The 11,206-nt window shown below is 61.6% G+C and carries 10 protein-coding genes; 3 read left to right on the top strand and 7 right to left on the bottom strand.

The genetic code is table 11. From position 1 onward, the window contains the following. The first annotated feature begins 384 nt into the window (after window positions 1–384). Complete coding sequence (locus tag E4633_RS10245) at window positions 385–2,460, top strand: sensor histidine kinase (protein ID WP_135870146.1); 2,076 nt, start codon at window positions 385–387, stop codon at window positions 2,458–2,460. Here E4633_RS10245 and E4633_RS10240 read toward each other — a convergent pair. The 7 genes from E4633_RS10240 to infA form a co-directional block, all read right to left on the bottom strand. Further along, entirely contained in the window at window positions 2,457–3,833 is a 1,377-nt protein-coding gene (locus E4633_RS10240; protein WP_135870145.1) for a TatD family hydrolase, read from the bottom strand. The genes E4633_RS10245 and E4633_RS10240 overlap by 4 nt on opposite strands. Window positions 3,834–4,144: 311 nt before the next feature. Next, window positions 4,145–5,512, bottom strand: a complete 1,368-nt coding sequence (gene bioA, locus E4633_RS10235) for an adenosylmethionine--8-amino-7-oxononanoate transaminase (protein WP_135870144.1) — start codon at window positions 5,510–5,512, stop codon at window positions 4,145–4,147. Between the two features lie 81 nt (window positions 5,513–5,593). Beyond that, window positions 5,594–6,313 (bottom strand): dethiobiotin synthase, encoded by a 720-nt coding sequence (gene bioD, locus E4633_RS10230; RefSeq protein WP_135870143.1) that lies wholly within the window; start codon window positions 6,311–6,313, stop codon window positions 5,594–5,596. 22 nt (window positions 6,314–6,335) lie between these two features. Continuing rightward, window positions 6,336–7,322, bottom strand: a complete 987-nt coding sequence (bioB, locus tag E4633_RS10225) for a biotin synthase BioB (RefSeq protein WP_135870142.1) — start codon at window positions 7,320–7,322, stop codon at window positions 6,336–6,338. Window positions 7,323–7,460: 138 nt separating this feature from the next. Next, window positions 7,461–8,372, bottom strand: coding sequence for an EF-P lysine aminoacylase EpmA (gene epmA, locus E4633_RS10220; protein ID WP_135870141.1), 912 nt, complete (start codon window positions 8,370–8,372; stop codon window positions 7,461–7,463). A 3-nt stretch (window positions 8,373–8,375) separates the two neighbouring features. Continuing rightward, a complete protein-coding gene (gene efp, locus E4633_RS10215) occupies window positions 8,376–8,939 on the bottom strand; it encodes an elongation factor P (protein ID WP_135870140.1) in 564 nt (187 codons plus the stop codon). A gap of 155 nt (window positions 8,940–9,094) precedes the next feature. Beyond that, the gene (gene infA, locus E4633_RS10210) at window positions 9,095–9,313 is read right to left on the bottom strand and encodes a translation initiation factor IF-1 (RefSeq protein WP_129125668.1); all 219 of its coding nucleotides are present in this window, start codon (window positions 9,311–9,313) and stop codon (window positions 9,095–9,097) included. A 181-nt stretch (window positions 9,314–9,494) separates the two neighbouring features. Here infA and E4633_RS10205 point away from each other — a divergent pair, with 181 nt between their 5' ends. Then, window positions 9,495–9,887, top strand: coding sequence for a hypothetical protein (locus tag E4633_RS10205; RefSeq protein ID WP_135870139.1), 393 nt, complete (start codon window positions 9,495–9,497; stop codon window positions 9,885–9,887). Beyond that, on the top strand, window positions 9,880–11,196 hold the full coding sequence (rlmD, locus tag E4633_RS10200; protein WP_135870138.1) for a 23S rRNA (uracil(1939)-C(5))-methyltransferase RlmD: 1,317 nt from the start codon (window positions 9,880–9,882) through the stop codon (window positions 11,194–11,196). The genes E4633_RS10205 and rlmD overlap by 8 nt, the downstream gene beginning before the upstream one ends. The last annotated feature ends 10 nt before the right edge of the window (window positions 11,197–11,206 follow it).

Below are 11,206 nucleotides of genomic sequence, written 5' to 3'. Positions count from 1 at the left end.
TTCGACTTCACTCAACGCTGCCAGTCGGGATACTCACTGGCGAAAGTTGGTAAGGCTTGCTGCATTTTGGGCTATGTTAATATTATGGACCTCATGCATAAAGTCAGTATTTTAAATCACATATATCACAGTTTTGTGTGCTGAATACCAGGAAGGACGGGACGACCACACTGCATTGTCCTTGCACTGGCTCACAAAAAACGAATTTGTCACGCCTGAGTCTTGACTGATTAAAAGAACCTTTGTCTCAGGGCGACCCGCGGTGCCGGCTGACGGTGCGATTCTCGCCATGAGTCTCGTGAGAAATAATTTGATTGATTCCCGCGCATTTAGCCGGTAAACTCCACGCTCCGTTGAAGCGTTACGAGGGCATGGAATCCAGCGTTGCACGATACTCCGCTATACAACAGCCGCATTTTCGACTCCTACCTGAAGCTCCTCAGGCAGAAATACCCCCATATCGACACGGTGGCGCTACTGGCTCACGCCGGGATGAAACCGCACGAGGTGGCCGACCCGGGTCATTGGTTCACGCAGCGGCAGGTGGACCGGTTTCACGACAGGCTGGTGCAACTGACCGGCGGGCGCGGCATAGCCCGTGAGGCAGGCCGCTACGCCGCTTCTCCCGAGGCCCTTGGGCCGCTTCGCTCCTTCATGCTAGGCATGGTCGGTCCCGAGTACATCCTTCACTTCATCAGCAAGGTCGCCCCCAGGTTCACCCGCTCTTCCCGCTGTGCGCACCGCAGGACCGGTTCCCGTGAGATCGAGGTCAACGTCACCTTCAACGAGGGGGTGCGGGAGAATCCGAACCAGTGCGAGAACAGGATGGGGTTTTTCGAGGCGGCCTTCCTCCTTTTCGGTCATGACTTCCCTGAGATCGAGCATACCGAGTGCGTCTTCGACGGCGGCGAGGTCTGCCGGTACCTGATCCGTTGGCGCCCCTCATTGACTGCGCGCCTGTTGCTCGCACGGCGTATCACCTTCGTCGTCCTGCTCGTTCTCTGTGTCTCCACCTTCTTTTTGGGCCATTTCCTGCTGGAGCCGGTCCTCATCTGCAGCCTGGTGTTCTACCTGCTGCTCGCCTTGCTCGGCAACCGTGTCGAGCGCAAGGACCTTCTTGCCTCGCTCACCAGCATGCGTAATTCCAGCGAAAAGCTGCTTGCCCAGGTCCAGGAGAACTGCGACAGCGCGCTCACCATCAACGAGATCGGCAAGGTGATCTCGACGCGGACCGAACTGGAGGACATCCTTGCCAGCGTTAATCAGGTGCTGCACAAACGGCTTGGCTACGGGCGCGGCATCATGATGCTTTCAGACCCGGAAAAAAATGCGCTTTTGCTGCGTGGCTGTTTCGGGCTCTCCCCCGATGATGAAGAGAAGATCAGCCGTATCGAGCTCCCGCTCGACTACTCCGCCGCACCTGGGGTCATGGTCAGCTGTTTTCGGGCCCAAAAGCCGATGCTTGTCGACAACATAGACGACGTAAGGGACCAGGCGATCCCCGAGAATTTCTCCCTCTTCGTGGCCCTCGGGGTGCACTCTTTCATCTGCGTACCGATCGTCTGCGAAGGCGAGGCCCTGGGTGTCCTTGCCGTTGACGACGCGAACCGTGACGGGGGGCTGCTGCAAAGCGACCTGAACCTGATCCAGGGGATCGCACCGGTGATCGGGGTAGCCATCCGCAACGCCATGCGTCTTGCCAACGAACGCAAGCTTTCCGATCAGCTGAGAAAGGCGTCGGAACAGTTGGAGCGGCGCGTCTCCGAGAGGACCGCGGAGCTGAGCCAGGCCTACGCCGAGCTCGAGTTTCTTTACGACTCGGTGTCGCACGACCTGCGCACCCCGCTCAGGGTGATCTACGGCTACGGGGAACTTCTCCTAGACGGTTACGGGGAGCGGCTGGACGCGACGGCGCGCGAGTACCTGTCGAACATCATCGGCGGCGGCGAGCGGATGGAGGCGACGCTCGACCGGATGCTCGACATATCCGAGGCGCGTATTGCTCCCATCAAGGAGATCGGCGTCGATCTGAGTGCGATGGCGCAGCGTATCGTGGGTGAGTTGAGGGTTACCGATGTGAAACGCACCGTACGCGTCGAGATAGAGGAAGGGGTGCAGGTGAACGGCGACGAGAAACTCCTCGCCAGCGTGATGGAGAACCTCCTGGGAAACGCCTGGAAGTACAGCGCCGGTAAGCCGGAAACCATCATCTCCTTCGGCAGGCGCGACGGGATCTGTTACGTGAAGGACAACGGCGTAGGGTTCGACATGTCGCAGGCGAATAAGCTCTTCCTGCCTTTCCAGCGGCTGCACCACGGCTCCGACTTCGCCGGGCACGGCCTGGGTCTATCCATGGTGCGGCGCATGATAGAACGTATGGGGGGGACGGTGTGGGGCGAGGGTAAGCCCGGCGAGGGAGCCACCTTCTTCTTCACTGTCCCGCCGGGTGACGCCTCTTAGCCAACCTCTTCAAACTCGCGCTCGCGGAACTCGACCCCGAGTGACAGCGCGAGCTCACGCACCTTGTCCACGTCCACCCCGGGTACCGTGACCACGCTTGCCGTCACCTGTGGCACGTGCCGCGGCGCCTCGCGCAGAAAATCGCATACCCCCTGAAAACCGCCCCCTCCGAACGGGGTATTGCAGAGCCTCTCGTACTCCTCGGCGTCGGACGCGTTCAGGCTTACCGAAAGCGCGTCGACGAGCCCGGAGAGTTCGGGCAGTACGTTTCTGCCGTGCACGAGGTTCGCCTGCCCGTCCGTGTTGATCCTCACCTTCAGCCCGCGCCGCTTCAACTCGGCCGCCACTTCCTTCACAAGATCCAGCCTGATGAGCGGCTCGCCGAAGCCGCAGAACACCACCTCGTTAAAATCCGAAGCGGCGTCGACAGCCGCGATCACCTCGGCGTAATTCGGTTCGTGCGAGAGTTTCAGCTCGTGCCCCTTCACCGAGAGCTCCTCGAATTTGGGGCAGAAGGTGCAGCGGTTCGAGCAGCGGTTGGTGATGTTCAGATATAGCGAATTGCGTATCTTGTAGGCGATGGTGTCTTCCTGAGCCGCCTGCTCGATGCGGAAGAGCCTGCGCGTGTTGAAGGAGGTGATGCGCCCGACGTCGTCCGGCGAGAGACCCTTCAGTTCTGCGACTTTCTCTGCCGCGTAGCGTACGAAAGCGGGCTCGTTACGCTTGCCGCGGTGCGGCACCGGCGTCAGGTAGGGGGCGTCCGTCTCCACCATCAGTTTTTCGATCTTCACGCCGCGTACCACCTCCCTTAGCGCCTCGTTGGAGGGGTAGGTGATGGTCCCGGGGATCGAGATCATGAAGTTCAGGTCGATGCAGGTCCGGGCCATGTCCAGGTCGCCGGAGAAGCAGTGCAGCACGCCGCCGACCTCCTCCGCCTTTTCCTCCTTTAGGATGGCGAGGATCCGGTCGTGGGCATCCCGGTCGTGGATGATGAGCGGCAGCGAGAGTTCGCGCGCCATCCTGATGAAGCGGCGGAACACCTCTTCCTGTGCCGGGCGGGGCGAGCGGTCTCGGAAAAAGTCCAGCCCCACCTCCCCGATGGCGACCACCTTCGGATTGTTGAGGGCAAGCTCGCGCACCGTCTGGTAATCCGCCTCGGTCACCCCCTCGGCGTCGTGGGGATGGATGCCGACCGAGCAGTAGATGTTATCGCGCGTCTTGGCGAGTTCGCAGGCGGCGATGCTCGACTCGAGGTCGGCGCCCACCGCCATGATGGTGTCGACCCCCGCCTCTTTGGCGCGTGCCATCATCTCCTCGAAATCTTCCGTGTACTCACTGCCGTATATGTGCGAATGGCTGTCGATCAGTTCCATGAGGTGCTCCTTCGGCTTTTGTTCAGTAAATTTCTGTTTTCGTTGATGTTTGCCTGATGTACACATGTCCGTCCCCTTTCCCTTTGGGCCTGCGCGCCGTAGCGCTTTGGTCCGCGAAGGCGTGAGAGGGTGTCCGGAGGGCGGGTGAGGGAGATGCCAAGGCGATTAGGTACGGATCGCTTCGCCCTCACCCCCGCGAGAGGGGTGAGGGCGAAGCACCATATATTACTGGAAGATATTGTGAGATGCCAGAGCTTTCTGGATTGCCTTCCCATACCCGCGAAGCTGCAAACCGGCTCTGCTTCGGGGGGCTATTCGGTCACGCTGCGGATCGAGGCCTCGATGCCGTCCATGAGGATGGTGAGTTCGTCCATGGAGATGGAGAGGGGCGGGAACACGACGATCACGTTGCCCAGGGGACGCAGGAAGAGGCCGTGCTTTCTCGCCTCCATGATGACTCTCACGCCGACGCGCTCTTCCCAGGGGTACGGCTCGCGCGTGTGACGGTCCCGCACTAACTCGATTCCGCCGATCATCCCTTCCTGGCGCACGTCTCCCACGTGGGGGAGCTCCATGAGCCGCTGCAGACGGTCCTGGATGTAGTCGATCTTTTCCGGAAGCTGCTCCAGGAGCCGCTCCTTTTCGAAGATATCGAGGCTTGCGAGGGCCGCAGCACAGGCGATCGGGTTGCCGGTGAAGGTGTGCCCGTGGAAGAAGGTCTTGAGCGCGCTGTACTCCCCCCAGAAGGCGTCGTAGACCTTGCGGGTGGTGAGCGTCGCGGCAAGCGGCAGGTAACCGGCCGAGATCCCCTTCGATATCGCCATGATGTCCGGCGTCACCCCTTCCTTGCCGCAGGCGAACATGGCGCCGGTGCGCCCGAAGCCGACGGCGACCTCGTCCGCGATCATGAGAACGTCGAAGCGGTCGCAAAGCTCGCGCACCCCCTTCACGAACCCCGGAGGCTGCACGATCATACCCCCCGCACCCTGGACCGATGGCTCGATGACCAGACCCGCCAGTTCGTGCGCGTGCTCTTCCATGAGGCGCTCCAGCTCTTTAAGGCAGAGCAGACCGCACTTGGTGCAGTCCCCCTCCGACGAGAGCGGGCAGCGGTAGCAGTAAGGGGAGGGGGCCATGATGGTCGGGAAGAGGAGCGGAGCATAGACCTCGTGGTAGATGGCGATGCCGCCGACACTCATGGAGCCGACGGTGTCGCCGTGGTAGGCGTTGTCGAAGCGGATGAACTTCTTCTTTTCCTTCTTTCCGGTCTGCTGCTGGTACTGGAAGGCCATCTTGACGCCGATCTCCACCGCGGTGGAGCCGTTATCGGAATAGAACACCTTGGCGAGTCCCGGAGGAGCAATATCGATCAGGCGTTTGGCGAGTAGCGCCGCGCGGTCGTTGGAGAGACCTAAGAGCGTTGCGTGCTCGAGCCGGTCCACCTGCTCCTTGATCGCGTCGTTGATCTCTTTTTTGCAGTGGCCGTGCACGTTGGTCCAGATGGCCGCCACGCCGTCCAGGTAGCGGTTGCCGTCCGAGTCGATGATGTAGGAGCCCTCGCCCCTGGTGATGATGATGTTTTCCGCTCCCTCCCACTCGCTCATCTGGGTGAAGGGGTGCCAAAGGTAATCGCTGTCGTAGCGCCTGAGAGTTTCCGTATCCAGTTCGACCACGTTCATCCTCCTGAAAAAGGCTCTGCCGCCGCACCGTTCAAGGTATCGGCGGCAGAGCCATCGTTGTCAATCGTCGATTGTCAATTGTTAGTCAAACATCTCGCGCAGCATGATCCCGGTTGCCGGTTGCTGCAGCAGGTGATCGGTGACGCGGGTCACCGTCTCGCGCTCGTCCGCTCCCTGGATGTCCGGGAAGAGGCCGAGTAGCTGCGAGCCGGAAAGGGAATCGATCATGTGCGGCGCGTAGGACTCGGCCTGGTCGGGGGTGTCCGGGTAGCGGTTCACGATGACCCCTTTCACATTCAGCCCCATGGTGCGTGCGGTGAAGGTGGTGAGCAGGGTGTGGTTGATGGTGCCGAGATTCGGGCGCGCCACCACCGCGATGGGGAGCCCCAGGTGCAGGGCGAGGTCGGCGACGAGAAGCCCGCCGGCGAGGGGTACCATGAGCCCGCCGGCCCCTTCGACGATGACGAACTCGTGCTTCTGGGCAAGCCGGTCGTAGGCCTCCTTGATCACCTGGAAGTTGATGCGGACGCCGTCCTGGCTGGCCGAGACCGAAGGGGCGAGGGGCGCTCTGAGTAGGTAAGGGGTGCAGTCGGGCGTCACCGGCACGCCAGCCCCGAAGCAGAGGAGTTCGGCGTCCTCTGAGATAAGCTTTCCGTCCCGCTCGATGCAGCCGCTCGTTACCGGCTTCATCACGCCGACGCTGTGTCCCAGCCGCCTGAGCAGCATGGCGATGGTCGCTGACGCGATGGTTTTTCCCACACCGGTATCGGTGCCGGTGATGAAGATGCTTTTTGCTGACATGTGGGTTCCTTTCCGCTTCGTGCTAGTGCGCGCACATCACCGTGGTGAGGCCGAGATCGCTGAACATGGTCAGGTCGGTGTCGACGTTGCGCCCGAGCGTGGTGAGGTAGTTGCCGATCATGGTGCCGTTGGCGCCGGCGAAGAAAATCCAGGACTGCAGGTCGCGCAGGTTCTTCTCCCTGCCGCCGCAGATGGTGATGCGCTTCTCCGGCAGGATCAGGCGGTACACCGCGATGGTTTTCAGGCACTCCATTGCGCTGATGAGGGCGGCACCCTCGAGGCGGGTCCCGTCGATCGGGTTCAGGAAGTTCATCGGTACCGAGTCGACGTCGAGCTCCTTCAGCGTGAAGGCCATCTCCACGCGCTGTGCGGCGCTCTCACCCATGCCGAAGATACCGCCCGAGCAGACCTTGACGCCAGCCTTTTTCACGGCGCGAACCGTCTCGACGTCCTCGCTGTACGCGTGCGTGGTGCAGATGTTGGGGAAAAAGCTCTCGGCGGTCTCGAGGTTGTGGTGGTAGGTGTCCATCCCAGCGTCCTTCAGCTTGAGCGCGGTCTCCTCGTCGATGATGCCGAGCGAGCAGGAGGGGAGGATGGTGGTTTCCTTGCGGATGCGGCGCAGCGCGGCGAGGATCTGCTCCAGTTCCTGACCCTTCACCGTGGTGCCGCTCGTAATGATGCCGAAACAGGCGGAGCCGTTGGTCTCGGCCGTCTTGGCGCATTCCACCATCTGATCCTCCTGGACCAGCGGGTAGACCGGCGCGTCGGTCGTGTGGTGCGAGGACTGGGCGCAGAAGGCGCAGTTCTCGGCGCAGCGCCCGGACTTCGCGTTGATGATGGAACAGAGATGTACTTCGTTGCCGACGAAGTGTTCCTTCACGCGGGTAGCGGCGCGGAACAGGTCGTATATTGCGGAGCCCTCGGCCTCGGTGAGGCGGACTGCCTCCTCGGGTGTGATGGAGCCACCGGCGATGATCCTTTGTGCAATTTCAGCGATGAATTTTTCCATGTACGATCCTCCAGCGGGTCATGTAGCACGCGAAGGAACTGGTTGTCAACCTCTTCGAGAAATATGGTTGACGATTTGCCTCCGGCCGGTCTCAGGGGCAACAATAATCGGCAGACTGCAGGCGGGGGCAGGGCGGGGCTAGAGCTCTTCCGTGGTGAAGGCGACGACGTCATCGATGCAGTCGGCGTTAAGGAGCACCATGACCAGGCGGTCGAGCCCGAGGGCGATGCCGGCGGCCTCAGGCATCCCGGACAGGGCAGCGAGAAACTTCTCCGGCATCGGGTAGGTGAGCTTACCCTGCGCCGCGCGCTCAGCCGCTTCGGCCTCGAAGCGGGCACGCTGCTCGACCGGGTCGATCAGTTCGGAGAAGGCATTCGCGATCTCGAGTCCGCCGATGTAGAGCTCGAAGCGCTCCGCCACCGTGGGGTCGGACGCCTTGAGCCTCGCGAGGGCCGAGCAGCTGGCGGGGTAGTCGTAGATGAAGGTGGGACGTGTGAGGCCCAGGTGCGGTTCGATGCGCTCCACCATGAGCTCGTCGAAGCTCCCGTCGGCAAGAGCCGCCTCGGCGGTGGTGTCGGTGTGGCGCAGGAAGGCGTCGCGGACCGTGATCCGCTCCCAGGGAAGCGAGAGGTCGACCTTGTGGCCGCGGTAGTCGATGCTTTCGCTCCCGGCGGCGGCACGGACCAGTTCCTCGGTCTCGGCCATGAGGACCTGGTAGTCCGCCTGTGCGCGGTACCACTCGAGCATGGTGAACTCGCTTAAGTGGCGCGAGCCGCGCTCGCCATCCCGCCAGCAGCGGCAGATCTGGAAGATGTGCGGATACCCCGCGGCCAGAAGGCGCTTCATGCAGAGTTCCGGGGAGGTCTGCAGGAACCAGCCGTCGCTGGGGATGGCGTCGATCTGGGCCTCGGGGGCGGGAGCAGGTATGCGAAAAGGGGTCTCGACCTCGAGATACCCCTTTTCATGGAAAAACATCCTGATCCTGTTGAAGATCGCGCCACGCTGGGCCAGGGCCTGTGAGCGCCTGGCCAGTGGCCAACTTCCGGGCATCTGTTACCCCTTCACCCTGGTGGAGTACTCGCCGGTACGGGTGTCGATGGTGATCAGTTCGCCTTCTTCGATGAACGGCGGTACGCGCAGGACGTAGCCGGTCTCGACGGTGGCGGGCTTGGAGTCGCTGCCGGAGGTGTCGCCTTTGACCCACGGGTCGGTCTGCACGACGCGGAGGTTGACGAAGTTGGGAACCTCGACGCCGATCGCCTTCTCCCTGAAGAGGAGCACGTCAACCGGGAGGTTGTCGATCAGGTAGTTCTTGGCGTCGCCCATGGCGCCTTCGCTGATGTGGATCTGCTCGTAGGTGGTGTTGTCCATGAAGCAGTAGTGATCGTCTTCCTTGTAGAGGTACTGCATCTTGCGGTCCTCGAGCTGTGCGGGCTCGAAGGTCTCGCCGGAGCGGTAGGTGCGGTCCAGGGTCGAACCGGTGATCATGTTCTTAAGCTTGGTGCGGTAGAGCGCCTGCCCCTTGCCCGGCTTAGCGAAGTCGAAGTGGGTGATGATGTACGGCTCGTTGTCGATGGCGATCTTCAGGCCTTTTCTCAGATCGGCTGCAGTGTACATAGGTTCTTCCTCGTTCTTTATTGATATTTGGATAGGGCTCTAGTGTGCTGCGTGGGCGGCACGCACTAAACCGGTATCGGGTCTATGTTATCCGTATTGCCTTGCAGCGATGCTGAATGTGGCTGGGACAGACGCCGGTGACGTACGGGGGAGGACTACTTGGCGCGATAGGTGATGCGGCCGCGGCTCAGGTCATAGGGGGAAAGCTCTACGGTGACCTTGTCGCCCGGCAGGATCTTGATGAAGAACTTCCTCATCTTGCCGGAGATGTGTGCCAGCACGATGTGGTCGTTTTCCAGCTTCACCTTAAACATAGCGTTGGGAAGCGGCTCTATGACCGTCCCTTCGACTTCAATTGCTTCTTCCTTGCTCATTTTCGCTCCTGGCGGTATGTGTGGCTTGTTTTAACAACAGGCGAGTCTACAAATATTTACTTAAAAAAGCAAGCTGGTTTTCGCCGTCTGCTCCATTTTCCTCTCGGTATCATCGCTATTTACAGAACACCCATAACATGCTAAAAAAATGACGAGATTTCTGCCAGAGGTGTCCTTTTACATGCCAAAACTGATCAAGGAGATCCCGCTCTCCAACGGGCTCACCGTTCGTTTCTTCGATGCATCCCGCCGCTACTTCGGCGACTACCACCAAGTAAGGGTGAAGATAAGCTGCGACGTGCCTCTTACTCCGGACCTGTTCCAGGACGAGGCGTCCTATGAGAAAGCCACAAAGCTTCTCGGCGCCTGTGTCAGTTACCAGAAAGAGATCGAGCACCAGGGCGTTGCCGGCGCCTCAGTCGAGGAGACCGTCGACCGGGTGATCGCCCATTTCGTAGAACACTCCCTCGAGTATTTCAGCGGTCCTGGTTTCCCTAAAAAACTCGCGCAGTCCGAGCTCGTCAAGGCCCAGGGGCCCAAAAGAGGGTTCATCCCGCGGGGCGTCCATGGCTGAGCACGAAGTCTCCATCGAGAGCCTTTGCTACGGCGGCGCCGGGTTCGCACGCCTCCACGGCAAGGCCTGTTTCGTACCGTTCACCGCACCGGGGGATACCGCCCGCGTCCGCGTCGTCAAGGAGAAGCGCTCCTTCGTGGAGGCCGAGCTGCTCGAACTGGTGGCGGCGTCCCCGCTGCGCATCGAGCCCTCCTGCCCGGTGTTCGGCGCCTGCGGCGGCTGCGACTGGCAGTTCCTCTCCTATGCCGAGCAATTGGCGACAAAGGGGACCATCTTCACCGACACCTTGAGCCGCATCGGCAAGGTGCCGCGCGAGGTGGTCCTGCCGGTTTCCCCCTCGCCGGAATGCTACGGCTACCGCTCCAGGGTCCAGTTGAAGGTCTCCCGGCACAAGGGCGCATTGAGGCTTGGTTTCTTCCGCACCGGTTCCCACGACATCGTCGATTTCGGCGCCGGGTGTCCCCTGGCTCACGAGCTGTTGAACCGGATGGCGGATGAGTTCCGCTCTCTCCTGTCGCGGCTGCCGCGCGGCGAGGCGGTACAGCAACTCGATCTTGCCATGGGCGACGACGGGGAGGGGATCGCCATCCTGCACTGCCGCGAGGCGCGGCCGGAACAGGTGGCTGAGGAGCTTGCCGCCGCACGCGACCTGATCCCATCCGTATCGGGAGCGTACGTGAAGGGGGGGGGGAAGGGCGAGCTCATCCGCGCCTTCGGCATCGATTCCCTGAGCTACCGCATCCCGGCCGACCTGTTTCCGGGGGCACGGGAGATGCGCCTTCGTTTCAGCCGCGGCGGCTTCTCCCAGGTGAACTACCGGCAGAACCTCGAACTCATCCGCACCGTCTGGGAGTGGGCGGCCCTCACCGGCAAGGAACGGGTGCTCGATCTTTACTGCGGCAACGGCAACATCTCCATTCCGCTTGCCCCTTACGCCGCCGAGGTCTTCGGTGTGGAGGGATTCGCTCCCTCGATCCAGGATGCTGCGGCCAACGCGGAGGCAAACGGCGTCGAGAACGCCTCGTTCCAGGTGAGCGACGCATCACTCGCGGTCCGGCGTCTGGCGAAGCGCAAGGAGAGGTTCGACCTCGTCGTGCTCGATCCGCCGCGTGCGGGCGCCGAAGCCGCTGCCGAACTGGCTCAGCTCGAACCGGAACGGATCATCTACGTCTCCTGCGACCCGACGACACTCGCGCGCGATCTCGCGCAACTGCAGGGCGCCGGATACCGGGTCACGCGGTCCAAGCCGGTCGACATGTTTCCGCAGACCTATCACCTAGAAAGCGTTACCGAACTCATTCGAATGTGATGTGAGTTTG

This window comes from Geomonas terrae (genome assembly GCF_004791675.1).
In the GTDB taxonomy this organism is placed as follows: Bacteria; Desulfobacterota; Desulfuromonadia; order Geobacterales; family Geobacteraceae; genus Geomonas; species Geomonas edaphica.
This window is presented reverse-complemented; position numbering and strand designations above follow the sequence as displayed.

What these genes read in the sequence shown, in the direction of transcription:
- bioB (WP_135870142.1), bottom strand. Translation starts at nt 7,322, where the DNA reads ATGGAAAAATTCATCGCTGAAATTGCACAAAGGATCATCGCCGGTGGC.
- bioA (WP_135870144.1), bottom strand. Translation starts at nt 5,512, where the DNA reads ATGAACGTGGTCGAACTGGATACGGAAACTCTCAGGCGCTACGACAGC.
- efp (WP_135870140.1), bottom strand. Translation starts at nt 8,939, where the DNA reads ATGTACACTGCAGCCGATCTGAGAAAAGGCCTGAAGATCGCCATCGAC.
- epmA (WP_135870141.1), bottom strand. Translation starts at nt 8,372, where the DNA reads ATGCCCGGAAGTTGGCCACTGGCCAGGCGCTCACAGGCCCTGGCCCAG.
- bioD (WP_135870143.1), bottom strand. Translation starts at nt 6,313, where the DNA reads ATGTCAGCAAAAAGCATCTTCATCACCGGCACCGATACCGGTGTGGGA.
- rlmD (WP_135870138.1), top strand. Translation starts at nt 9,880, where the DNA reads ATGGCTGAGCACGAAGTCTCCATCGAGAGCCTTTGCTACGGCGGCGCC.
- E4633_RS10240 (WP_135870145.1), bottom strand. Translation starts at nt 3,833, where the DNA reads ATGGAACTGATCGACAGCCATTCGCACATATACGGCAGTGAGTACACG.
- infA (WP_129125668.1), bottom strand. Translation starts at nt 9,313, where the DNA reads ATGAGCAAGGAAGAAGCAATTGAAGTCGAAGGGACGGTCATAGAGCCG.
- E4633_RS10205 (WP_135870139.1), top strand. Translation starts at nt 9,495, where the DNA reads ATGCCAAAACTGATCAAGGAGATCCCGCTCTCCAACGGGCTCACCGTT.